Source organism: Duganella guangzhouensis (genome assembly GCF_009674535.1).
Classification (GTDB): domain Bacteria; phylum Pseudomonadota; class Gammaproteobacteria; order Burkholderiales; family Burkholderiaceae_D; genus Rugamonas; species Rugamonas guangzhouensis.
Window position 1 is genome coordinate 25,012 of the sequence record NZ_WKJK01000023.1, and the last position, 22,517, is coordinate 47,528.

General features: G+C 61.6%; 21 protein-coding genes and 1 tRNA gene. 13 read left to right on the plus strand and 9 right to left on the minus strand.

Going from position 1 to position 22,517, the window contains the following annotated elements:
- Positions 1 to 11: 11 nt before the first annotated feature.
- Together aroC and GJ699_RS29595 are read left to right on the plus strand one after the other, a co-directional pair.
- On the plus strand, positions 12 to 1,109 hold the full coding sequence (gene aroC / locus GJ699_RS29590) for a chorismate synthase (RefSeq protein ID WP_154383009.1): 1,098 nt from the start codon (positions 12 to 14) through the stop codon (positions 1,107 to 1,109).
- Entirely contained in the window at positions 1,110 to 2,267 is a 1,158-nt protein-coding gene (locus GJ699_RS29595; protein WP_371867710.1) for an MFS transporter, read from the plus strand.
- Here GJ699_RS29595 and GJ699_RS29600 read toward each other — a convergent pair.
- From GJ699_RS29600 to GJ699_RS29615, 4 genes are all read right to left on the minus strand, one after another.
- Entirely contained in the window at positions 2,257 to 3,753 is a 1,497-nt protein-coding gene (locus GJ699_RS29600) for an HDOD domain-containing protein (RefSeq protein WP_154383010.1), read from the minus strand. The two genes, GJ699_RS29595 and GJ699_RS29600, sit on opposite strands and share 11 nt — an antisense overlap.
- The gene (locus GJ699_RS29605; RefSeq protein WP_154383066.1) at positions 3,750 to 5,423 is read right to left on the minus strand and encodes a sensor domain-containing protein; all 1,674 of its coding nucleotides are present in this window, start codon (positions 5,421 to 5,423) and stop codon (positions 3,750 to 3,752) included. The genes GJ699_RS29600 and GJ699_RS29605 overlap by 4 nt, the downstream gene beginning before the upstream one ends.
- A 173-nt stretch (positions 5,424 to 5,596) precedes the next feature.
- On the minus strand, positions 5,597 to 6,457 hold the full coding sequence (locus GJ699_RS29610; RefSeq protein ID WP_154383011.1) for an enoyl-CoA hydratase/isomerase family protein: 861 nt from the start codon (positions 6,455 to 6,457) through the stop codon (positions 5,597 to 5,599).
- A gap of 2 nt (positions 6,458 to 6,459) precedes the next feature.
- Positions 6,460 to 7,662 (minus strand): acetyl-CoA C-acetyltransferase, encoded by a 1,203-nt coding sequence (locus GJ699_RS29615; protein ID WP_154383012.1) that lies wholly within the window; start codon positions 7,660 to 7,662, stop codon positions 6,460 to 6,462.
- An 85-nt stretch (positions 7,663 to 7,747) separates the two neighbouring features.
- Between GJ699_RS29615 and GJ699_RS29620 the strand changes: the two genes are divergently transcribed.
- From GJ699_RS29620 to GJ699_RS29635, 4 genes are all read left to right on the plus strand, one after another.
- Positions 7,748 to 9,427 (plus strand): isovaleryl-CoA dehydrogenase, encoded by a 1,680-nt coding sequence (locus GJ699_RS29620; protein ID WP_154383013.1) that lies wholly within the window; start codon positions 7,748 to 7,750, stop codon positions 9,425 to 9,427.
- A 54-nt stretch (positions 9,428 to 9,481) separates the two neighbouring features.
- Positions 9,482 to 10,132: a uracil phosphoribosyltransferase gene (gene upp / locus GJ699_RS29625; protein WP_154383014.1), complete on the plus strand. Its 651-nt coding sequence runs from the start codon at positions 9,482 to 9,484 to the stop codon at positions 10,130 to 10,132.
- A gap of 4 nt (positions 10,133 to 10,136) precedes the next feature.
- Positions 10,137 to 10,490: an Hpt domain-containing protein gene (locus GJ699_RS29630; protein ID WP_154383015.1), complete on the plus strand. Its 354-nt coding sequence runs from the start codon at positions 10,137 to 10,139 to the stop codon at positions 10,488 to 10,490.
- A gap of 245 nt (positions 10,491 to 10,735) precedes the next feature.
- Positions 10,736 to 10,939: a cold-shock protein gene (locus GJ699_RS29635; protein WP_008448165.1), complete on the plus strand. Its 204-nt coding sequence runs from the start codon at positions 10,736 to 10,738 to the stop codon at positions 10,937 to 10,939.
- Between the two features lie 63 nt (positions 10,940 to 11,002).
- Here GJ699_RS29635 and GJ699_RS29640 read toward each other — a convergent pair whose 3' ends face one another.
- Positions 11,003 to 11,911, minus strand: a complete 909-nt coding sequence (locus GJ699_RS29640; RefSeq protein WP_154383016.1) for a LysR family transcriptional regulator — start codon at positions 11,909 to 11,911, stop codon at positions 11,003 to 11,005.
- Positions 11,912 to 12,102: 191 nt separating this feature from the next.
- Here GJ699_RS29640 and aceB point away from each other — a divergent pair, with 191 nt between their 5' ends.
- Positions 12,103 to 13,695, plus strand: a complete 1,593-nt coding sequence (aceB, locus tag GJ699_RS29645; protein WP_154383017.1) for a malate synthase A — start codon at positions 12,103 to 12,105, stop codon at positions 13,693 to 13,695.
- A 31-nt stretch (positions 13,696 to 13,726) separates the two neighbouring features.
- On the opposite strand, the gene gloB is transcribed toward aceB, so the two are convergent.
- Positions 13,727 to 14,533, minus strand: coding sequence for a hydroxyacylglutathione hydrolase (gene gloB / locus GJ699_RS29650; RefSeq protein ID WP_154383018.1), 807 nt, complete (start codon positions 14,531 to 14,533; stop codon positions 13,727 to 13,729).
- 20 nt (positions 14,534 to 14,553) lie between these two features.
- Here gloB and GJ699_RS29655 point away from each other — a divergent pair, with 20 nt between their 5' ends.
- From GJ699_RS29655 to GJ699_RS29670, 4 genes are all read left to right on the plus strand, one after another.
- Positions 14,554 to 15,330, plus strand: a complete 777-nt coding sequence (locus tag GJ699_RS29655) for a class I SAM-dependent methyltransferase (protein WP_154383067.1) — start codon at positions 14,554 to 14,556, stop codon at positions 15,328 to 15,330.
- A complete protein-coding gene (rnhA, locus tag GJ699_RS29660) occupies positions 15,323 to 15,763 on the plus strand; it encodes a ribonuclease HI (protein WP_154383019.1) in 441 nt (146 codons plus the stop codon). The genes GJ699_RS29655 and rnhA overlap by 8 nt, the downstream gene beginning before the upstream one ends.
- A gap of 33 nt (positions 15,764 to 15,796) precedes the next feature.
- Entirely contained in the window at positions 15,797 to 16,522 is a 726-nt protein-coding gene (gene dnaQ / locus GJ699_RS29665; RefSeq protein ID WP_154383020.1) for a DNA polymerase III subunit epsilon, read from the plus strand.
- Between the two features lie 50 nt (positions 16,523 to 16,572).
- Positions 16,573 to 16,647 (plus strand) — tRNA-Val (locus GJ699_RS29670).
- A gap of 88 nt (positions 16,648 to 16,735) precedes the next feature.
- Here GJ699_RS29670 and GJ699_RS34815 read toward each other — a convergent pair.
- The 3 genes from GJ699_RS34815 to GJ699_RS29680 form a co-directional block, all read right to left on the minus strand.
- A complete protein-coding gene (locus tag GJ699_RS34815) occupies positions 16,736 to 16,915 on the minus strand; it encodes a tyrosine-type recombinase/integrase (RefSeq protein WP_229262359.1) in 180 nt (59 codons plus the stop codon).
- Positions 16,916 to 17,347: 432 nt separating this feature from the next.
- Positions 17,348 to 17,752 carry a hypothetical protein gene (locus GJ699_RS34820; RefSeq protein ID WP_229262360.1) on the minus strand — a complete coding sequence of 135 codons (405 nt, stop codon included), beginning with the start codon at positions 17,750 to 17,752 and terminating at the stop codon, positions 17,348 to 17,350.
- A 1,256-nt stretch (positions 17,753 to 19,008) separates the two neighbouring features.
- Positions 19,009 to 19,917 (minus strand): LysR substrate-binding domain-containing protein, encoded by a 909-nt coding sequence (locus GJ699_RS29680; RefSeq protein ID WP_154383021.1) that lies wholly within the window; start codon positions 19,915 to 19,917, stop codon positions 19,009 to 19,011.
- A gap of 98 nt (positions 19,918 to 20,015) precedes the next feature.
- Here GJ699_RS29680 and GJ699_RS29685 point away from each other — a divergent pair, with 98 nt between their 5' ends.
- Both GJ699_RS29685 and GJ699_RS29690 read left to right on the plus strand, forming a co-directional pair.
- Positions 20,016 to 21,644, plus strand: coding sequence for an FAD-dependent monooxygenase (locus tag GJ699_RS29685; protein WP_154383022.1), 1,629 nt, complete (start codon positions 20,016 to 20,018; stop codon positions 21,642 to 21,644).
- Positions 21,645 to 21,677: 33 nt separating this feature from the next.
- Positions 21,678 to 22,514, plus strand: coding sequence for a fumarylacetoacetate hydrolase family protein (locus GJ699_RS29690; protein WP_154383023.1), 837 nt, complete (start codon positions 21,678 to 21,680; stop codon positions 22,512 to 22,514).
- Positions 22,515 to 22,517 lie beyond the last annotated feature (3 nt).

The window sequence follows — 22,517 nt, forward strand, 5'->3', positions numbered from 1 at the left end:
AGATTCTTCCTATGTCTGGCAATACTTTTGGCAAATTGTTTTCTGTAACCACCTTTGGTGAGTCGCACGGTCCCGCGATCGGTTGCGTGATCGATGGTTGCCCACCGGGATTGCCGTTGTCGGAAGCCGACATTCAGCCGGAACTGGATCGCCGCAAACCGGGCACCTCGCGCCACGTGACGCAGCGGCAGGAATCGGACACGGTGGAAATCCTGTCTGGCGTGTATCAAGGCGTGACCACCGGCACCCCGATCGCGCTGCTGATCCGCAACGAAGACCAGCGCAGCAAGGATTACGGCAATATCGCTGAAACTTTCCGTCCTGGTCATGCAGACTACACCTATTGGCATAAATATGGCGTGCGCGATCCGCGCGGCGGCGGCCGCTCGTCGGCGCGCCTGACCGCGCCGGTGGTGGGCGCGGCGGCGATCGCCAAGAAATGGCTGCATCAGCAGTACGGCACCGTGTTCAAGGGCTGCATGAGCCAGTTGGGCGAGATTGCCGTGCCGTTCCAGGACTGGTCGCACGTGCCGGATAATCCGTTCTTTGCCGCCACCGGCGACGCCGCCGTGATCGCGCGCATGGAAAGCTATATGGATGAGCTGCGCAAGGCCGGCGATTCGATCGGCGCCCGCATCGACGTGGTGGCGCAAAATATTCCGGTCGGCCTCGGCCAGCCGATTTACGACAAGCTGGACGCCGACATCGCGTACGCCATGATGGGGATTAACGCCGTCAAGGGCGTCGAGATCGGCGCCGGTTTCAAATCGATCGAGCAGAAGGGTACCGAGCATGGCGATCCGCTGACGCCGCAAGGCTTCGTCGGCAACAACGCCGGCGGCGTGCTGGGCGGTTTGTCGACCGGTCAGGACATCACGGTGTCGATCGCCATCAAGCCGACCTCGTCAATCCGCACCCCGCGTCCGTCGATCGACAAGGCCGGCAATCCGGTGATGGTGGAAACCTTCGGCCGTCACGATCCATGCGTGGGCATCCGCGCCACCCCGATCGCCGAGGCGATGCTGGCGCTGGTGCTGATCGACCACGCGCTGATGCACCGCGCGCAGTGCGGCGACGTCAAGGTCTCGACGCCGAATATCGCACTGTAAGTGGTGCCCGCGCAAGCGCTCAGCTTCGCCTTATTCCTGTTTTGCTACTACGCCCACGCGGGCACCTGGTCGACCTACGCCACGCTGTTCTTTGCCGACAAGGGCATGACGGTGGCGCAGATCGGCGTGCTGATGTCGATGATCCAGGTGTTGCGCATCGTCGGCCCCAATGTCTGGGGCTACGTGGCCGACCATTACGATCGCCGCGTGCTGGTGTTGCGCATGGCCGGCTTTGCCGCGCTGGCGGGGTTTTCGGGCTTTTTCTGGGGCGATAGCTTCGGCCAGTTCATGCTCGCCATGATCGTGCTGAATCTGTTCACCAGCGGCCAGGCGCCAATCTGCGAAGCGCTGATGTTGTCCGAGATGAAGGGCGATCTGACCTACTATGGCCGGATCCGCATGTGGGGCTCGATCGGCTTCATCGTGTCGGTGACGCTGGTGTCGATCGCGCTGGAGCGCCATGGTATCGTCGCGCTGCCATGGCTGGCGGCGGCGTTGCTGATCGCCACCATCGGCGCCGCTTTCCATTTGCGCGATGTGCCGCGCCGCACCCACAAGACGGCGCCGCCGCCATTGCTGTCGCTGCTGCGCCGGCGCGAGGTGATTGCCTTCTTTACCTCCACCGCGTTGATGGTGTCGGCGCACACCTCGCTGTACACCTTTTATTCGCTGTATCTGGAACGTAACGGCTACAGCAAGACCGTGATCGGCGCCATGTGGTCGCTGGGCGTGCTGGCCGAGGTGATTTTGTTTTATTTCCAGTCGCATCTGTTCCGGCGCTGGGGCGCGATGCGCATGATGTATCTGGCGCTGGGTATCGGCGTGCTGCGCTTCCTGATGATCGGCCTCGGTTCGAACATGCTGTGGCTGCTGGTGGTGGCGCAGCTGATGCATGCCGCCACCTTCGCGCTGCATCACTCGTCGTCGGTGATGACGTTGCAACGCTGGTTCTCGGGGCCGCTGCAGGCGCGCGGCCAGGCGCTGTACATGAGCATTTCGTATGGCATCGGCGGCTCGCTGGGCGGGCTGTTCCTGGCGCAGTGGTGGCAGCGGGCAGGGGCCGAATCGGTGTATTTCGTGGCGGCGGCGCTGGCGGGCCTGTCGACGTTGGCGGCGCTGCTGACGTTCCGCTGGCAGCGCAGCGACGTCAGCGCGTAACGGTTTCCGGCGCGACGCCGTGACGGCGCTCGACCGCTTTGACCACCATCGCGCGCATATCGTTCAGCAGCGAGAATTCGGTCTGGCTCAGCTGGATCGGCGGGAAGGAATCGTCCCAGTCGCCATACAGGAAGCCGGCCGGCTGGCCGTTGGCCGACAGCGGCAGCACCACGAAGCTGCGCGCCTCCGACAAGGAACCCTTCCACCACAGCGGCAGCTTGGCGGCGAACTTGGCGTCGTGGGCGTTTTCGATGAAGATCACGCGGTCGCTGTTGAGCGCGGCGTGGAACACGTTCGGTTCGTAGGCATCATCAAAGGTCATGCCGGCCAGCAGCTCGCGCGTGCCTTCGCCAAAGCTGATGCGGGCCGCGTAATGACCTTCGCGACGGTTGCGTACAAACGCCACGGCGCGCGACAGGTCCAGCCCTTTGTACACGGTTTCCAGCGCGATCTGCACCATCTGGCCCGGACTGGCGCTGTCCAGCACGTCGCGCATGTCGGCCAGGCCGCTGAGCAGGATTTTGTTGCCGGCGGCGCGTTGGCGCGTCTTGGCCAGTGCCTTGGCGCGCCGTTCGGCCGGGCGCGACAGCGGGGCGATGGTCAGGTCGTTGGCTGCGATCACCTTGGCCTGGTCGATCGCGTGCAGCAGGTCGGGCGCGTTCACGCCCAGCATGCCGGCATAGCTTTCGGTCAGCTGTTTGACTTGTTCGACACCGGCCGGGTCGTCATGCCACAGCGATTCGGCGCAGCGCGCGGCCATGGTGGACAGGGCGGCGATCCAGTCGGACGGCGAGACTTCGGTGCCCGGCTCGGCCGGGGCTAGCGTGCGCATGCCGTTCAGCAGCGAGTTCGGCAAGCCCCAGTGCAGGGCGGCGGCATGGCCGATTTCTTCCAGGCTCAGGCCCAGCACTTCCGGCGCCGCTTGCTCCACCGTGCGCGCCGACTGGTCGGCCTGGCGCTGCAAGTCGTGCCAGCGCTCGGGCATGTAAAAAGTCAGCATCATGCGGCCCAGCGTGTGCAGCATCGAGCACACCACGGCTTCCTCGCCATGACGGCTTTCGGCGGTGTAGGCGATCTGCTGCGCGACGATGCCGGCTAGCACCGCCTTTTCCATTTCAATGTGGGCGACGGTGGTGTCGTTGGAGGTGGACGCCAGTTCCTCGATCAGCTTGAGTCCCAGCGCCAGATGGCCGATGGCTTCGGTGCCCAGCACCAGCACCGCTTTCGATACCGTGTTGACGTGCTGGCCAAAGGCTGAGTACATGCCGCTGTTGGCCAGGCGCAGCACTTTTTGCGTCAGCACCGGATCGGACAGCACGGTGCGCGTCATATTGAATTCCTGCTCGTCCTCGCCGCGCATGGCGCCCAGAATGGCGGTGATGGCCTTGGCAAAGCCCGGCATGTCGCCGCGGCGGCGGGTGCAGTCGCCCAGCTCGCCCAGCGTTTTGGCGCCCAGCGCTGTTGTCGCCTTGTAGCTGCTGTTCATGGATGCACCTGGCGCAATTCGGGCGCCGCCACCTTGGCGTGGATGCTTTCTTTCAGCGCCGCCAGCGCGACGTTGGCGGCCATGGGCTTGCCGGTCAGGTAGCCCTGGATGTACTGGCAGCCGCGTTGTTCCAGATACTGCAGTTGCTCTTCGGTTTCCACGCCTTCCGCCACCACCGACAGATCGAGGTGTTTTGCCAGGTCGAGCACGGCGTTGCAAATGGCGCCGTCCTTGGTCGAGCCGGGCAGGTCGCGGATGAAGGTGCGGTCGATTTTCAGCACCGAGATCGGGAAGCGCTTCAGATAGGCCAGCGACGAGTAGCCGGTGCCGAAATCGTCAATAGCGATACGGGCCTTGCGCTCGGCCATTTTGGACAGGATGGATTCGGCATGCACTGGATCGATCATCAGTGTGCCCTCTGTGATTTCTAATACCAATTGCTCACCAAGCAGGCCGGAGAAAGCAATTGCATCGTCCAGCACATCCAAGAATTTATCGTTGCGGAATTGTCGTGGACTGATATTAACAGAGATATATAGATTCCGCTTGGCAACTTCTTCAAATTGTTTCAGTTGCACACAAGCCGCTTTCAGCGCCCAGGCGCCGAGCAGGTTGATCAAGCCGTTGGTCTCCGCGATCGGGATGAAGCGGGCCGGTGGCACCATGCCCAGCGTCGGGTGTTTCCAGCGCATCAGCGTCTCGAAGCCCTGGATTTCGCGCGTGCGGGCGTCGACAATCGGCTGGTAGTACAGCAGGAACTCGCCTTCGCGCACCGCCTGGAACATCGCCGCTTCCAGCGAGATGTCGTGCTGCGGCGGGCCGGCGTGGGCCGGGCTGTAGACCAGGGCGCGGCCCTTGCCGGTTTCCTTGGCGCGCGACATGGCGGCATCGGCCATGGCCAGCAGCCGGATTTCATCCTCGGCGTGTTGCGGGTAGACCGAGACGCCGACCGAGGCGCCGATATAAATGGTGTGGTTGTCGATTTCAAACGGCGCTTGCAGCACGGCGATCAGGCGGCCGGTGACCAGCTTGATCTGTGCTTCGCTGGCGGTACCGGGCAGCAGCGCGACAAACTCGTCGCCGCCGACCCGGGCCAGGGTGTCGGAATCGCGCAGCGTCTTGCGCAGGCGCTGGGCGGCCATGCGCAGCATGGCGTCGCCGATCGGGTGGCCGAGGCCATCGTTGACTTTCTTGAAGCCGTCCAGGCCGATGTTGGCCACCGAGAAGCCCTGGCCGGAGCGGCGCGCGTTGGCGATCACCATGCGGATGCGGTCGGACAGCAGCAAGCGGTTGGGCAGTTCGGTCAGCGCATCGTGAGTCGCCATGTGACGCAGGCGTTCCTCGGTGGCGTGCTGCACCGTCATGTCGCGGCCGACCACCAGCAGTTCGGTGTCGCCATCGGCGGTGCTGTAGGTGGAGATGCGCAGCTCGTGCCAGATTTCAATATCGGCAGTCTTGAGGCGCACCTCTTGCAGCTTTGGGGCACGGGCCTCCAGCACGGCGGCCAGCGCCGCGGCCAGCGGCGCCTGATCGGCATCGGCCACCAGTTTGGCCAGCGCGCTGCCGACCAGCGGCGTGGCGCAGGCGATACGGGCCGTGGCGCGCTGGCTGGCATACAGCAGCTGGCCTAGCTTGTTAAGACGAAATACAACGTCGCCAGCCTCTTCCATGAGGTGATGCATTTCATGATGCGGCTGGAGCAGAACACTGGTCGGCATCGCGAAGACTATTCTTTCAAATTATGCATGTAACAATTAGATGGCTCGAATCTTGCAAAACCAGAACGAAATGTATCACTGATGAACATGAAATTACATGGCAAAACACAACTTTATAGCGAGATTTACAGAAATCTCTTGAGATCGGTCGAAAAACTGGCACGCAAGGCGGTTTGACAAAAATATCGACTCTCGATCAGTAATGCATTTTTGAAATCGACTTGTAAACCCTCGACCATGGCGCACAGGATGGCCTCGGCGGCCGGCGCCGCATTGCCATGGCGCTCGCGCAGCAGTGCTGGTGCGGTTTGCAGCAGCGTGCGCAGCGCCGCCGCCTGCGATCCGTCGCCGGGCGGCCGGTAATCGGCGCTTTCCCAGGGCTGGTTCCAAACCGGTTTGTTCAGGACGGCGCTGATCAGGCGCGCCATTCTTGTCTCATCGCTGGCGACCGCGTGCAGCAGACCCATCTGTTGCGCCTGCCCCACGGTCAGTACCGCGCCCTCCAGCAGCAGCGGCAGCGCCGCCGGCAAACCGAGCAAGCGCACGCTGCGGGCGATGGCGCCGCATACCGGCGTCAGGCCCAGCCGTACCTGCGGCATGCTGAGGCGGGTGCCGCGCAGTGCCAGGCGGTGATGGCAGGCCAGCGCCAGGCCCAGCGCATGACCGCTGACGTCGCCGCTGAGCGCGGCGATCACGGGCAGGCCCAGCGTCTCCAGCCGGCGCAGCAGTGCGTTGTAGGCGCCCAGCATGTGCATGCAGTCGGCGGCCTGGGCTGGTGTTAGCGCCATCAAGTGTTCCAGCTCGTGGTTAAGGGCGTTGTTGTCGGTGTTGAAGCCGATGACAACGGCGGCCAGGCGCGCGCGGCGCGCCTCCAGCTGTTCGAGCAGGGCCGCCAGTTCGCGCTGGAACAAGCGGCTGAGTGGATTGATGGCGCGCGCCGTCAGCAGCACGGTCAGGGTGTCGCCGTTCTGATGGGTGCTGATCATGCCTACACCCGCTCGATGATGGTGGCGATGCCCATGCCGCCTATCGTGCCAATCGCAACCAGGCCGAGCCGCAGTCGGCGCGCTTCCAGTTCGTCGATCAGGGTGCCGACCAATATGCAGCCGGTGGCGCCCGCCGGATGTCCCAGCGCGATGGCGCCGCCGTTGACGTTGATGGTTTCTTCGGCCAGTGCCATTTCCCGCATGAAGCGCAGCACCGCCGCAGCACAGCCTTCGTGCACTTCAAACAGATCGATGTCGTTGATCGACAGGCCGGCTTTCTGCAGCGCCTTGCGCGTGGCGGTGGCGGCGCCGCCCAGCATGGTTACCGGCTCGCTGCCGCAGACCGCGCCAGAGACGATGCGCGCGCGTGGATCAAGGCCGAGGCGGGCGCCGGCGGCCTTGCTGCCCACCAGCACCAACGCCGCGCCGTCGGCATCGCCCGCGATATTGCCCGCCGTGTGCAGATGGCGGATGCGTTCCAGTTGCGGATATTTGCGCAAGGCGATGCTGTCGTAGCCGTTGCGGCCCAGCGCTTCAAACGCCGGCAGCAGATTTTCCAACGCGTCCATGCTGGTGGCGGGCTTGAGGCATTCATCCTGATCGAGGACGGACACGCCGTTTTGGTCGCATACCGCCACCAGCGAACGGAAGCGGCCGGCGGCGCGCGCGGCGGCGGCTTTTTGCTGCGAACGCAGCGCATAGGCGTCCAGCTGTTCGCGGCGCAGGCCGTCCAGCGTGGCGATCAGATCGGCGCTGATGCCTGGCGGCAGGTAATCGGTGCGCAAGCTGGTGTCCGGGTCCAGGCTCCAGGCGCCGCCGTCCGCGCCGATGGGCACGCGTGAGGGCGATTCGACGCCGCCGGCCAGCACCAGATCGTCCCAGCCGGAACGCACTTTCTGCGCCGCCAGGTTGACGGCTTCCAAGCCCGAAGCGCAAAAGCGGTTGAGCTGAACACCGGCCACTTTCCAGTCCCAGCCGGTGGCCAGCGCGGCGATGCGGGCCAGGTCGGCGCCCTGATCGCCCACCGGCGTGGCGCAGCCGAGCACCACATCGTCGATCAGGCCGGTGTCGAGCTGATGGCGCTGCTGCAGCTCGCGCATCAATCCGGTCAGCAGCGAGATGGGCTTGACGCTGTACAGGCTGCCATCTTCGCTGCCCTGGCCGCGCGGGGTACGGATGGCCTCGTAAAGATAAGCCTCGGTCATGGCATCTCCTTGTGTGTCTGCGTTGTTTGGGCTAGTCTCGGCATTGTTCAAGAAAACACACAACAGCAGTTTGAACGGAGACAAAATGCAGCCTTTCGATACCCACGAAGTGCGCAATACTGTTGCGCCGTTTGAGAACATCAACCTGTACACCGCCGATCCGGCGCTGCAAGAGGCGTTGTTGCGCGAGGGCGGCGGCGAGGCGGCCGCTTCGCTGGAGTCGCTGGGCGCCGAGCTCGGCAAGGCCGAAACGCTGGACCTGGCGCGGCTGGCCAATTTGTACTCGCCCACGCTGCACAATTACGACCGCGAAGGTCATCGCATTGATGAAGTCGAATTCCATCCGGCCTGGCACCGCTTGATGGCGCTGCTGATCGGCCATGGCACGCATGCGTCGCCGTGGCAGGGCGGTGCCGGTGCGCAGGTGGCGCGCGCGGCCCGCTATCTGTTGTTCGGCCAGGTCGAGAATGGTTCGCAGTGCCCGGTGACCATGACCTACGCGTCGGTGCCGGCGCTGAAGCAGGCGCCGCGCATCGCGCTGAAATGGCTGCCCAAGATCCTGTCCAATCAATACGATCCGCGCTCGCTGCCGGTCGAACAAAAACATGGCGCCATCATCGGCATGGGCATGACCGAGAAGCAGGGCGGTTCCGACGTGCGCGCCAACACCACGCGCGCCGAGCCGCTGTTGTCGGCCGAAGGGCGCGCGCTGTTTGGCGACGAGGGCGAGGAAGTGTTCCGCATCGTCGGCCATAAGTGGTTTTTCTCCGCGCCGCAAAGCGATGCGCACTTGATCCTGGCGCAGACCGATGGCGAAGGCAGCGCCGGTCTGTCCTGTTTCTTCCTGCCGCGCTATTTGCCGAACGGTGAACGCAATGCGATCCGCGTGCAGCGTTTGAAGGACAAGCTAGGCAATCGTTCCAACGCCTCCTCCGAGGTGGAGTTCACCGGCGCGTATGGCTGGCTGATTGGCAAGCAGGGCAGGGGCATACCAACCATTCTGGAAATGGGCAGCCATACGCGGCTCGATTGCGTGCTGGGCAGCGCCGGCACCATGCGCGCCGCGCTGACGCATGCGCTGCATCACGCGCGCCGCCGCGTGGCGTTCGGCCGGCCGCTGGTCGAGCAGCCGCTGATGCAGAATGTGTTGGCCGACCTGGCGCTGGAATCGGAAGCCGCCACCGCGTTCGCGATGCGGCTGGCGCGCTGCTTCGACCAGTCGTCCGATCCGGCCCAGGCGATGCTGGCGCGGCTGCTGACGCCGGCCGGCAAGTACTGGATCTGCAAGCGCGGGCCGGGCTTTGGCGCCGAGGCGATGGAGGTGATCGGCGGCAGCGGCTATGTCGAGGACAGTCCGCTGGCGCGGCTGTACCGCGAACTGCCGGTCAACTCGATCTGGGAAGGCTCGGGCAATGTGATGTGCCTGGATCTGCTGCGCGCGCTGTCGAAGTCGCCGGAAGCGCGCGAGGCGCTGGCGGCCGAACTGGCCGAGGCCGGCAACAGCGACACCTTCTTCGTCGCCTACCGCAGCACCTTGCTGGCCGACCTAGCGCAACAGCAGACGCCGGATGAATTCGGCGCCCGCGTGCGCGCCGAGCGGGTGGTGCTGGCGGTGCAAGCGGCGCTGTTGTTGCGGCATGCGCCAGAGTATGTGTCATCGGCCTTCGTGGCCTCGCGCCTGAAGCGTGAGCCGGGCGGGGCGTATGGGCGACTGCCGTCCGGCGTCGATTGTGAGGCCATCCTGGCGCGGGCGTTGGTGGAATAGACCGCGTCTTGCCTTGTATAATGTGATGTATAACCGTCCACAAGAGCCAAACTAATGAAACAAGACCCGCGTTTTCCTAACCTGTTCATCACTGACCACCCGCTGATCCAGCACAAACTGAGCCACATGCGCGCCAAGGACACGTCGACCCGTACCTTCCGCGACCTGCTCAAGGAAATCACGCTGCTGATGGGCTACGAAATCACCCGCGACCTGCCGCTGACGACCCGTACCATCGAAACCCCGCTGATGACCATCGACGCGCCGGTAATCGCCGGCCGCAAGCTGGCCATCGTGCCGATTCTGCGCGCCGGCATCGGCATGAGCGATGGCCTGCTGGACCTGGTGCCGTCGGCGCGCGTCGGCCATATCGGCGTGTTCCGCGACCCGGAAACCCACCAGCCGGTGGAATATCTGGTGCGGTTGCCGGATGTGACCGAGCGGACCTTCATCCTGTGCGACCCGATGGTGGCGACAGGTAATTCGGCGGTGCACGCGATCGACGTGCTGAAAAAGCGCGGCGTGACCGACGACCAGATCATCTTCCTGGCGCTGGTGGCGGCGCCGGAAGGCATCGAAGTATTCCAAAAGGCCCATCCTGGCGTGAAGATCTACTGCGCCTCGCTGGATTCGCACCTGAACGACCACGCCTACATCGTGCCCGGTCTGGGCGACGCCGGCGACCGCATCTTCGGCACCAAATAAATCTATGTCCACGCCTGTCGATCCCGATTTCCGCGCCCGCCTGGCCGCGTTGAACGAAAAATTCGCCGCCACCGTGCCTGGCACGCTGGACAAGATCCGCACCGCGCTGGTGGCCTGTCAGGCTGGCGGCGCGCAGCCGCCACAAGATGCGCTACACGAACTGCATGAGGTATTGCATGGCGTGGCCGGCTCGGCCGGCACTTTCGGCTTTGCGGTGTTCGGTCAGGAATCGCGCCGTGTCGAGCAGATGGTGCGCGCGGTGCTGGCCACGCAGACGGGCTGGGAAGCGGTGGTGCCGGAGGTGGAAAAATTGCTGGTCTGGGCCGCGCGCGACCCCAAAGCAAATCAATACGACTAAGCGTGCGCTTGATCTAGGTCAAACCCTATACGATTTAGTTGTCTATAGTGACAGATACGGGCCCACGCGAGCGTTTTCTACCAAAAAATGTGGTGTTCTGCATTTATTTTCGCGAAAACGTGCTTTTCTCTCGTAAATGGGTATAATGCGGCATCGTTTAGATTCAAGAGTAGTACAGTTTGTCTTTCTTGCCTCAAAAACGATATCACGGGCGCAAGCCCAAATTAACTGAAATAGGAATTGTAATGGCAACTGGTATCGTAAAATGGTTCAATGACTCGAAGGGTTTCGGCTTTATCACCCCTGACGAAGGCGGCGAAGATCTGTTCGCTCACTTCTCGGCGATTCAGTCGGCAGGCTTCAAGTCGCTGCAAGAGAACCAACGCGTTTCTTTCGAAGTAACTGCCGGCCCTAAAGGCAAGCAAGCTTCGAACATTCAGCCTCTGTAATACGCTGGATCTAACGATCAAGAAATCCTCGGTACCCGAGGATTTTTTTTTTGCCTGAACGGTTTACTTGGCGCGGCGCCAGTAGTCCTGCTGGGCATAGGAATGGCGCAGGAAGTCGACAAAGGCGCGTATCCGCAGCGGCAGGTGGCGACGCTGGGCAAACACCGCGTAGATGTCGTTGCCGGGCGCTGAATAGCCGTCCAGCACGGTCTGCAGCTTGCCAGCCTCAATCGCACTGCCCACTTCCCACATCGAGCGCCAGGCCAGTCCCTTGCCCGCCAGCGCCCATTCATGCAACACCTGGCCATCGTTGCAGGCCATGTTGCCGTTCACCTTCAACACCACGTTCTTGCTTTCCTCGCGGAAGGTCCAGCCGCGCTGGCTGCCTTCGCTGCTGATGGCCAGGCAATTGTGCTTGCTCAAATCGGCCAGTGTCTTCGGTTCGCCGTGACGCTTGAGGTAGGACGGCGCGGCCACCACCACGCGCTGGTTGTCGGCCAGCTTGACGCTAACCAAATTCGAATCCGACAGGCTGGCAATGCGGATCGCCACATCAATGCCTTCGCCAACGATGTCAACCACGCGGTCGCTCATGTTCAGCGTGGCGCTGACGTCGCGGTGCTCGGCCAGGAAAGAGGGCAGTAGCGGCGCCACGTGCTGGCGGCCAAAGCCGGCCGGCGCGGATATCATCAAGTGACCTGTGGCGTGGGCGCTACGCTCGGCTACCGCCGATTCGGCTTCTTCCAGTTCGGCCAGGATGCGCTGGCAATCTTCCAGAAAAGCGGCACCCTCGTCGGTCAGCGCCAGCTTGCGCGTGGTGCGCTGCAACAGCTTGACGCCCAACCGCGTCTCCAGCGCATCCAGCCTGCGCCCTATCATGGCGGGCGCGATGCCCTCGGCGCGCGCGGCGGCCGACAGGCTGCCCCTCGCCACCACCTCAACAAAAGTAGAAATCTGTCTGAACTGCCCCATAACACCGTGTCCCCGTCACTTTTTACAAAAACGCATAGATGAAGTGATTTTTAGTCTCGTTTGTATAACTAAAGAGTGAATATACTGTAAAACAATGCGAGGCGTAACTGAGCCGCCACACTAAAAACATCGCACTGCAACAAGCTTATAATTAGACGATTCGTTGATATTTTTTTACGGAGACCCACCTCATGACGACCATCACTCTGCCAGCCGGCATGGAAATTACCGGTGAAATCAAACCGGGCTACGAAAACATCCTCACTTCCGAAGCACTGGCACTGGTGGCCAAGCTGAGCCGTGAATTCGAATCGCGTCGCCAGCAGTTGCTGGCCGTGCGCGTCGAGCGCGCCAAGCGTCTGGACGCCGGCGAGCGCCCGGACTTCCTGGCCGACACCGCCCACATCCGCAATGGCGACTGGAAGATCGCGCCGATTCCAAAAGCGCTGGAATGCCGCCGCGTGGAAATCACCGGCCCGGTCGAGCGCAAGATGGTCATCAACGCCTTGAACTCGGGCGCCGACAGCTATATGACCGACTTCGAAGATTCGAACTCGCCTAACTGGGACAACCAGATCAGTGGCCAGATCAATATGAAGGACGCGGTGCGCCGCACCATCGCGCTGGAGCAAAACGGCAAGTCCTACAAACTGAACGACAAGATCGCCACGCTGGTGGTGCGTCCGCGCGGCTGGCACCTGGATGAGAAGCACGTGCTGGTCGACGGCAAGCGCATCTCGGGCGGCATCTTCGACTTCGCGCTGTTCATGGTCCACAACGCCAAGGAGCAGCTGGCACGCGGCGCCGGCCCGTACTTCTACCTGCCGAAAATGGAATCGCATCTGGAAGCGCGCCTGTGGAACGACATCTTCGTGCTGACCCAGAACGAACTGGGCCTGCCACAAGGCACCATCAAAGCCACCGTGCTGATCGAAACCATTCTGGCCGCCTTCGAGATGGATGAAATCTTGTACGAACTGCGCGAGCACAGCTCCGGCCTGAACGCCGGCCGCTGGGATTACATCTTCTCCTGCATTAAGAAATTCAAACTGGACAAGGACTTCTGCCTGGCCGACCGCGCCAAAGTGACGATGACCTCGCCATTCATGCGTGCCTACGCACTGCTGTTGCTGAAAACCTGCCACAAGCGCAACGCACCAGCCATCGGCGGCATGGCGGCACTGATCCCGATCAAGAACGATCCAGAGAAAAACGACATCGCCATGGGCGGCGTGCGCAACGACAAGGCGCGCGATGCCACCGACGGCTACGACGGCGGCTGGGTGGCTCACCCTGGCCTGGTGGATCTGGCCATGGCCGAGTTCACGAAAGTGCTGGGCGATAAGCCGAACCAGATCGACAAGCAACGTCTGGACGTGGAAGTCAACGCCGAGCAGCTGCTGGACTTCAAACCGGAAACCCCGATCACCGAAGCCGGCCTGCGTTACAACATCAACGTCGGCATCCACTACCTGGGCAGCTGGCTGAACGGCAACGGTTGCGTGCCGATTCACAACCTGATGGAAGATGCGGCCACGGCCGAGATCAGCCGTTCGCAAGTGTGGCAATGGATCCGCTCGACCAAGGGCGTGCTGGAAGACGGCCGCAAAGTCACCGCCGACATGGTGCGCGCGATGATTCCGGAAGAGCTGGCGAAAGTGCAGGTCACCGCGCCGGACGGCAACACCCCGGCCTATCCACGGGCCGCACAAATCTTCGAGGAGATGTCGACTTCGGAAGCGTTTGAGGAATTCCTGACGCTGCCGCTGTACGAAGAGATCTAAAACCGAAACGGCCCGCAAGGGCCGTTTTTGATTAGAAGTCGTTTTTCCACAAACGCAGCGCGGTGAAGGTGGCCAGTGGCGTATCGATGCGGTCGAGGCGCCCGGCCTTCACCAGTTGCTCGGCAATCGCCGCCTCGCGATAGCGCAGGAAGGGATTGGTCGCCTTCTCCAGTCCGATGGTGCTGGGCACGGTGGGAATATCATGCTCGCGCTTGTCTGTTTCCACTTTCACCCGTTCTTGCAGCGCCACATTGTCCGGCTCCACCACGCGCGCGAAGCGCAGATTGGACAGCGTGTACTCGTGGGCGCAATACACCAGCGTGTCCTCCGGCAGCGACGCCAGCTTGCCGAGTGAGCTGATCATCTGCGCCGGCGTGCCTTCGAACAGGCGTCCACAGCCGCCGGCAAACAGCGTGTCGCCGCAGAACAGCCAGGTCGGCGCGCCGTCGGCCGGCTCGCGCACATAGGCGATGTGGCCCATGGTGTGGCCGGGCACGTCTAGCACCGACAACTTCAGCGCCAGCCCCGGCACATCGATAATCTTGCCTTCGCCCACCGGCAAAGTGACCGCGGCGATGGTCTCGTTGCGCGGACCGAAGACCGGAACCTGATAATGCTGTAATAATTCAGGAACGCCGCCGATATGGTCAGCATGGTGATGGGTGAGTAAAATGGCGGTGAGCTTGAGTCCGTTTGCTTTCAGCGCCGCCAGGATCGGCTTGGCGTCGCCCGGGTCGACCACCGCAGCATGTGTGCCATCATGTATCAACCACAGATAATTGTCGCGGAATGCGGGAACCGTTAAAACACTGAGAGCTTGAGTAGAAGATATGGTCATTGGATTGCACAAGGCTAAGCATGGATAAGGCGGGATCCGAGAAGTCCATTATAGCGCTGGAAGGCTGGCTGCAAACGCCCGCAGGTGTCTACTTGCGTGCGTGGGAACAAAGCTGTCTCGATAATTTAACAGCCGACATCTTCGGCTACAACGCGGTGCAGATCGGCATGCCTCAAATTGATGCCCTGGCCGCCAGCCGCATGCCCTACAAACTGCTGGCCGACCGCAAAATCCGCGCCGCGCACGAGCCATCGCGCCCGGTCAACGTCACGCTCGATTACACCGAACTGCCGTTCGCTTCGCAAAGCGTCGACCTGATGGTGTTGCCGCACGTGCTGGAATTTTCCACCGACCCGCATCAGGTGCTGCGCGAAGTCGAGCGCGTGCTGATTCCGGAAGGGCAGGTCATCATCTGCGGTTTCAATCCGGCCAGCTTGTGGGGCGCGCGCCATGTGCTGCGGCGGGTCGGCGGCACTTCCTTCCTGCCCAGGACAGAAGAGCTGATCTCTATGCCCCGCATGAAAGACTGGTTAAAATTATTGAATATGAGCGCCAGCCAAAGCCACTTTGGTTGCTACGCGCCAGCCTGCCGCACAGAAAAATGGCTGCAACGCTACGCCTTCATGGATAATGCCGGCTCGCGCTGGTGGCCATACTTTGGCGGCGTGTACGTCGTTCAGGCGATCAAGCGGGTCAAAGGCATGCGCATGATAGGCCCGGCCTGGACGCGCAAAACGGCAACGGCCCCTGCGGTCGTGCCGGTAACGAACAAACGAAGAGAGCAGCAAGATGGATAAGGTAGATATTTACACAGACGGCGCCTGCAAGGGTAATCCCGGCCTCGGCGGCTGGGGCGCTTTGCTGGTGGCGGGCGAGGCCGAGAAGGAAATCTTCGGCGGCACCCGCGACACCACCAACAATCGGATGGAACTGCAGGCGGTGATCGAAGCGCTGACCGCGTTGAAGCGGCCGTGCACAGTGGTGCTGCACACCGACAGCCAGTATGTGCAAAAAGGCATCAGCGAATGGATCCACGGCTGGAAGGCGCGCGGCTGGAAAACCTCGACCAAGGAACCGGTCAAGAATGAAGACCTGTGGAAAGCGCTGGACGCGGCCCAGACCATGCACACCATCGAATGGCGCTGGGTGCGCGGCCACAACGGCCACCCGGGCAACGAACGCGCCGACATGCTGGCCAACCGCGGCGTCGAAGTCGCGCGCGTACGCTGATATACTGCAGCGCTGAATCAATCACGGAACACTATGCGCCAAATCGTACTGGATACCGAAACCACCGGTATCAACCCCAAGCTGGGTAACCGTATCCTGGAAATCGGCTGCGTCGAGCTGCTTGACCGCAAGCTGACCGGCAATAATCTGCACTTCTACATCAATCCGGAGCGCGAGTCGGAAGAGGGCGCGCTGAACGTCCACGGCCTGACCACCGAATTCCTGAGAGATAAGCCGAAATTCCGCGAGATTGTCGAACAGCTGCGCCACTACATCCAGGGCGCCGAAGTCATCATCCACAACGCGCCGTTTGACCTGGGCTTCCTGAACCACGAATTCAAGCTGCTCAACCTGCCGGATTTCTCCGACCACATCGGCGGTGTGATCGACACGCTGGTGCAGGCCAAGGAGCTGCATCCCGGCAAGCGCAACTCGCTGGATGCGCTGTGCGACCGTTACGGCATCTCCAACGCCCACCGCAAACTGCACGGCGCGCTGCTGGATGCCGAGCTGCTGGCCGACGTCTACCTGGCCATGACGCGCGGCCAGAACAGCCTAGGCATGGATGTGGAAGAGGAGATCGTTGATCTGAGCGCAGCGCTGGAGCCGGTCGCCATGGCCGACATCATCTTCGCGCCCGCCTCGCCAGACGAACTGGCGGCCCACGCCGAATCGCTGGCCGGGCTGGACAAGGCGATGAAAGGCCAATGCATCTGGAGCGCGCTGGAGAACCCGCCGGCCCCCGCCCCGGCGGCCTAAATTAGGACTTGTGCTTCTCGGGAGCAAGCTCTATAATGCTCGCACTCGACGGGAGGTTAGCTCAGGGGTAGAGCACTGCATTCACACTGCAGGGGTCGCAAGTTCGAAACTTGCACTTCCCACCAAGAATTTCAAGTGAAATCAATCACTTACACTAGAAGCCGATCTTTAAACAGATCGGCTTTTTTGTTGAGTGTAATTTTTCAGTGTAATTTACTGCGTCGCCACCAGCTCCGATAACTTGTCCAGCGCGGCGCGCTGTGCCTCAACCTGCAGGTGTGCGTATCGTTGATTGGTCTGCACATTGGCGTGGCCGAGAATCTTGCTGATAGTGTACAGGTCCACACCCAAGCCCAGCATGATGTTGGTGCACGAGTGTCGCAGATCGTGCAATAGGGATAACGCGCATCCGGAGCGTTTTGGTGTTGCTGGTCGGGAACGTGATCGCGTCCCGTCCGATGTGTGCGCGTTCGATCTGGAATAGCTCTCCGCGATGAGCGCCGGTGAGCAGGGCCGCCCATATCGCGGCCTGTGCGATAGGCGAGCAGAGCGAGGTGATCTTCCTCACCTGTTCCACAGTCAGGAAGACTTCGCGTTTATTGTTGACGGCGACTGACTCAATCCGTAGACCATAGTTCGCCGGAATCAGGCGCTGGCGCCAAGCCAGATGCAGGCCTTTTTTGCGAAGGCGAGCGACCGGTCGATCGTCGCTGCAGCGTACGCCGGCTTCATTTTGCCCGTCTTCCTGCCTGGTATTAATTTGCTCATGTCCCGAATCACGTGGCGTGCAAATTCCTGCGCTTGGCTCGCCTTGTAGCGCTCCGCCTAAGGGCCGAGCCGCTTCGCTTGGTGCTTGGCCGTTTCGGCGCTGCGCAGCGCCTGCGCGTGCTTAACAAAGAGCGCGAGGACTGCGGTCATCGGCAGGGCGCCCGATGCGCGCAGCTCCATTTCTACTAGCTTGGCATCTCCCGAAGTTGCACCTTCTGGCAGCTCTCGGTGAATTCTTTTGCCATCGACCATGATGCCGGCATGGAGTTTGCCCATTTTTGTCTTTCCAGATTGACATACCTGATTTTCCTTCAACCATTCTTTACATTCGGCTAAGTTGTAGCGCTTGGCCCCTTTTCCTACCGGCTTGCAGGTAGGAAAAGGGGCGTGGCAAAAATCTGCGACACGATGCGACAGTACTATGGGATCAGGGTTAGAGTAAAAAAAGTTATAAATTGACAATTATTCTCGTTGTCAGGTTATCATTTGGAATAATTGATAATTTCGAAGGAGTCGAAAATGAGACGTCTTTGGGGGTATGCGCGATTCGCTGTGGGGTTGGCATTCTTGGCGCCCGTGGCCCAGTGCTTAGCTCAACCTGCGGAATCCGATTATCTAGCGCTGTCTCGGCAGACCTTTGCAGACGTTGAGAGATTGCTGATTTCCAACGATCTGGAGCGCGCATCGACGGTGTTCGAGCAGGGAATTATGCAGGTTCAACCATCTTCGCGTGCTTACGCAGAATTGGTACTTTGGCACGCTGCATTGTTGACCCTTCGCGGCAAATCCTACCCGGCTATCAAACTACTTGGCGATTGCAACAGGATGGCTGCTGCGTACGTGAATGAGTGCCGACGAGCGATCCAGTTTTACGACCAGGGTAACGGAATTCCTCTGGCTGCGATAGTTGCTGGTGTTCGGCAAGAGCAAAGCGTTTCAAATAAGCTTGTATATGTAACGCCCCCGTTGCCAGGCCTGCTTGGAACCCCACTCGCGGAAGACGATGACGAGCCGCCTCCGAGGAGCTCAATGTCGCCTAGCACGGCCATTGTAGCGGGGATGCTGGCCGGATTGAGTAGCGTCAACGGGAAAGCCGTTGCTGCTCCCTATGCCAGTAACCTCACGCAACAACAAGCGACAGCTATGAGGGAGCCGCCTCAGCGGGCAGATCATTGTGTTGCTATCCATCCGGATCCTGGCTCTCCGGCGCCCCAATTTCACAACACTTGCAATTATGCAATTTCGATATCGTGGTGCGATGAAGATCCCAAGAGCAGCTCAGCCTGCCGTGGGGGCGTAAATGGCGCTGCAGGAACAGATCTGAACCCAGGAAAATCTTGGCCAGCAGGATATGCGAAGGTCCATTTCGCCGCGTGCAAAGGTTTTGCAAATGTCCTTGTCATCTTGAAGGATGGGGTGGGGCAGTGCAGATGATTGAGTGCCAGAGCGCTACATGGAAATTCGGTAAGGTGCGGCTGGCGGACTGCCAACAGTCTGCATGTTAAAAAGCCCCGACTGGCGGGGCTTTAACAACAAGGGGGGGATGCATATCGCGCGTCAATACTGGCTGCTGCTCCATTTTTGCCGATAGATATTTTCAAATGACGTGATTCTCTCCGACAAAGCCTTGCGTCAGTAGTACAACGATGAACAGCCAAAAACTGCTCGCGCTTATTCCCTCCAGCTCCCCCGTAGTCTACCTGCTGATCTTGAAAAACCTAGCTGCGTCGTTGCAGCAAATGCCCGCTGGCGCGCCGGATCATGTCGCAAAAATAGTCGGCGGCGGGCGTCAGGGGCAGGTCGGCGCGTCGGACGATGCAAATCGGCGCAGCTGGCAGCGGCTCTTTTACTTTAATAATGTCCAGCGCGTTTCGGGTGATTTCGAAGTCGGCCCACTGCACCGGCAGCATCAGCAGCAGATCCGAATAGGCGATGGCCGTCACGTAGGTCAGGGTCGAATGGGCGCGCAAGACCAAGCGAGGTGCCGGCAGAGCATGTTGTGCGAATAGCGGCCCCAGTTCTTCGTAAGCCTTATGGGTGACCGACGTCGTCGCCCATTCCGCATCCTTGAGTTCCTGCAGCGATGTGGCGCCGATCAGTGGGTGACCGCGCCGGCACATGATCACCCGCGTATTGTCAAATAACTTCTCAACGATCAGGTCGGAATTGGTCGGCAGATCGGGCGCCGGGCCGATGTAGCAATCCAGCGTGCCGTTTTTCAGCATCGGCTCGGCATTCGGAAACACGCCGTCGCGCAAGTCCATCAGCACATCGGGATAACGCGCTCTGAATTCCTTCAGCGCATACGGAAACAGCGCGATGTGCGGCACCGTCGACATGCACACATGCAGCGTACCGGCGGTATCGCCCTGCAGTTGCGCGATCTCGTCGTGCGCGCGCCGCACTTCGCTGCTGATGGTGCGCGCGCGGATGAGAAAGCGTTCGCCCGCCTGGGTCAGCACCACGCCACGCGCACTCCGTTCAAACAGCGTCACCCCCAAATCATGCTCCAGTTCCTGCATGCTCCTGGTTAATTGGGGTTGGCTGACATCCAGATAACGGGCCGCTGCCCGCAAACTGCCTTTATCGGCAATGGCGAGCAAATGGCTGATTTGGGTGAGTTTCATGGTGATGCGATTGTAGTATCACCTGCGAGTTTTTGTCATCTTTTTTAATCAGTTGACGCTGATTAGAATCGCTTCACAAGAGCTAGCAAGGAGACCACATGAATCAGGCAACCGCCTCCACCACCGAAGTGCTCATCATTGGCGCCGGCCCCTCCGGCCTGGCGCTGGCGATTGAACTCGGTTCACGCGCGATCTCGTGCATCGTCGTTGAGCGCAACGCGCGCGTCGGCGTCGCGCCACGCGCCAAAACCACCAATGTGCGTACCCGTGAACATCTGCGTCGCTGGGGTATCGCCGACAAGCTGGCGGAAGCCTCCCCGCTCGGCCTCGACTATCCATCGGACGTCATGTTCGTCACCCGGCTGGGCGGCTATCCGCTGGCGCGCTTCGAGAATGCGTTTAACTGCGCGCCGCACCGCCATTCCCTGTACTCGGAGCACGCGCAGTGGATTCCGCAGTACACCCTGGAAAAAATTCTCAAGGAGCACGCCCAAACGCTGCCCAGCGTGCAGTTTCGTTTTCTGACCGAACTTGAATCGTTCGAGCAGGATGCCAGCGTGGTGCGGGCCATCACGCGCCACGTCGATAGCGGTGTGACCGAAGTGATTTCCAGCCAGTACATTGTCGGCGCCGATGGTGCGCGCAGCATGGTGAGGGGCGCCATCGGTGCCAAAATGGAAGGTAGTTACGGCCTGTCGCGTAATTACAATATCGTGTTCCGCGCGCCGGGCCTGGCGGCTGCCCACCCGCATGGCAAGGCCATTATGTACTGGCAGATCAATGCCGACACGCCGAGCCTGATCGGTCCGATGGACGTGGACGACACCTGGTTCTTCATGCCGACCGGGGTGCCGCAGGATTTCAAGGTGACCGATGCCGAAGCGGCAGCACTGATCCGCAAGGCGACCGGCATCGACCTGCCGTATGAAATCAAGAGTACCGATGAATGGGTCGCCAGCCGCCTGATTGCCGACAAGTATCAGGACGGCCGGGCCATTCTGGTGGGCGATGCCTGCCACTTGCATCCGCCGTTCGGCGGCTACGGCATGAACATGGGCGTCGCCGACGGCGTCGACCTGGGGTGGAAGCTGGCCGCCGTGCTGCGCGGCTGGGGCGGTCCGGCGCTGATCGACAGCTACCAGGCCGAACGCCGTCCGGTGCATCAGCGTGTCATGGACGAAGCCGTGGCCAACCACGCGGTGCTGGGCAAGCAACTGACCCAGGACGGCAGCGAGGACGACGGCCCGCTCGGCGTCACGCTGCGGGCGCAGATCGGCGCCGCCATCCGCGAAGTCAAGGGGCGTGAATTCAACACGCTGGGCGTGGTGTTGGGCAGTCACTACCACGGCTCAGCCATCGTCGCCAGCGAGGATAGCCCGCCGCCGCCGGCGCAGGTGGCGCACGCCACGCCGTCGGCCTATCCCGGCTCACTGGCGCCGCACGCCTGGCTGGTCGATGGCAGCTCGCTGTACGACGGCTTTGGACCTGGTTACACGCTGCTGGCCACTGGCGGCTGGAACGCGGCCGATCTGCTGCAAGCACGGCGCGACGCCGACGCCACCGGCGTGCCGTTGACCGTCTATCAGCCGGAAGCGGATGGCGCCACGCTGCCCGAACTTTATCAATCCCGCCTGGCGCTGATCCGTCCGGACCAGCACGTGGCCTGGCGCGGCGACATCTGGCCGCACGACGGCAAGGCATTGCTGCGCACTGTATGCGGCTGGTAAGCCGCTCCTCAACCCTCACCTGGAATAAAAGCGATGAAACTGTTACGTGTGGGCGCACCTGGCGCCGAAAAACCTGCCGCCCTGGACGCGCAAGGCGGCATCCGCGACCTGTCGGCGCTGGTGCCCGACCTGACGCCGGACTGGCTGTCGCCCGGGCGCCTGCGGGCATTGGCCGCCATTGATCTGACCCAGCTGCCGCTGGTGGACGCCGGCGTGCGCATCGGTGTACCGGTGGCCGGCATCCGCCAGTTCGTCGCCATCGGCCTGAACTATCGCAAGCACGCGGAAGAATCGGGCTTGCCGTTACCGGCCGAACCCATTGTGTTCACCAAAGCCATCACCTCGCTCAGCGGCGCCAATGACGATATCGCGCTGCCGCCGGGCTCCGAGCAGACCGACTGGGAAATTGAACTGGGCATCATCATCGGCAGCACCGCGCGCCGCGTCAGCGAAGCCGATGCGCTGGGCCACGTGGCCGGCTACTGCGCCGCCAACGATGTCTCGGAACGCCACTGGCAAATCCACCGCAACGGCCAGTGGGGCAAAGGCAAAAGCTTCGACAGCTTTGGTCCGATCGGCCCATGGCTGGTGACCGCCGACGAGATCCCCGATCCGCAGACGCTGGACATGGAACTGCGCGTCAACGGTGACGTCAAGCAGGCCAGCAACACCTCCGACATGATTTTCTCGGTGGCGCAGATCGTCTCCTACCTGAGCCAGTTCATGACGCTGCTGCCGGGTGACGTGATCGTCACCGGCACCCCGGCCGGCGTTGGCCTGGGCATGAAACCGCAGCAGTTCCTGCGCAAGGGCGATGTGGTGACGCTCAGCATCGCCCAGCTTGGCGCGCAAACCCAACGCGTCGTTTGATCT

What these genes read in the sequence shown, in the direction of transcription:
- GJ699_RS29615 (WP_154383012.1), bottom strand. Translation starts at nt 7,662, where the DNA reads ATGACCGAGGCTTATCTTTACGAGGCCATCCGTACCCCGCGCGGCCAG.
- rnhA (WP_154383019.1), top strand. Translation starts at nt 15,323, where the DNA reads ATGGATAAGGTAGATATTTACACAGACGGCGCCTGCAAGGGTAATCCC.
- GJ699_RS29610 (WP_154383011.1), bottom strand. Translation starts at nt 6,457, where the DNA reads ATGATCAGCACCCATCAGAACGGCGACACCCTGACCGTGCTGCTGACG.
- upp (WP_154383014.1), top strand. Translation starts at nt 9,482, where the DNA reads ATGAAACAAGACCCGCGTTTTCCTAACCTGTTCATCACTGACCACCCG.
- gloB (WP_154383018.1), bottom strand. Translation starts at nt 14,533, where the DNA reads ATGACCATATCTTCTACTCAAGCTCTCAGTGTTTTAACGGTTCCCGCA.
- GJ699_RS29655 (WP_154383067.1), top strand. Translation starts at nt 14,554, where the DNA reads ATGGATAAGGCGGGATCCGAGAAGTCCATTATAGCGCTGGAAGGCTGG.
- GJ699_RS29685 (WP_154383022.1), top strand. Translation starts at nt 20,016, where the DNA reads ATGAATCAGGCAACCGCCTCCACCACCGAAGTGCTCATCATTGGCGCC.
- GJ699_RS29635 (WP_008448165.1), top strand. Translation starts at nt 10,736, where the DNA reads ATGGCAACTGGTATCGTAAAATGGTTCAATGACTCGAAGGGTTTCGGC.
- aroC (WP_154383009.1), top strand. Translation starts at nt 12, where the DNA reads ATGTCTGGCAATACTTTTGGCAAATTGTTTTCTGTAACCACCTTTGGT.
- GJ699_RS29640 (WP_154383016.1), bottom strand. Translation starts at nt 11,911, where the DNA reads ATGGGGCAGTTCAGACAGATTTCTACTTTTGTTGAGGTGGTGGCGAGG.
- GJ699_RS29605 (WP_154383066.1), bottom strand. Translation starts at nt 5,423, where the DNA reads ATGGAAGAGGCTGGCGACGTTGTATTTCGTCTTAACAAGCTAGGCCAG.
- GJ699_RS29690 (WP_154383023.1), top strand. Translation starts at nt 21,678, where the DNA reads ATGAAACTGTTACGTGTGGGCGCACCTGGCGCCGAAAAACCTGCCGCC.
- GJ699_RS29600 (WP_154383010.1), bottom strand. Translation starts at nt 3,753, where the DNA reads ATGAACAGCAGCTACAAGGCGACAACAGCGCTGGGCGCCAAAACGCTG.
- GJ699_RS29630 (WP_154383015.1), top strand. Translation starts at nt 10,137, where the DNA reads ATGTCCACGCCTGTCGATCCCGATTTCCGCGCCCGCCTGGCCGCGTTG.
- dnaQ (WP_154383020.1), top strand. Translation starts at nt 15,797, where the DNA reads ATGCGCCAAATCGTACTGGATACCGAAACCACCGGTATCAACCCCAAG.
- aceB (WP_154383017.1), top strand. Translation starts at nt 12,103, where the DNA reads ATGACGACCATCACTCTGCCAGCCGGCATGGAAATTACCGGTGAAATC.
- GJ699_RS29680 (WP_154383021.1), bottom strand. Translation starts at nt 19,917, where the DNA reads ATGAAACTCACCCAAATCAGCCATTTGCTCGCCATTGCCGATAAAGGC.
- GJ699_RS29620 (WP_154383013.1), top strand. Translation starts at nt 7,748, where the DNA reads ATGCAGCCTTTCGATACCCACGAAGTGCGCAATACTGTTGCGCCGTTT.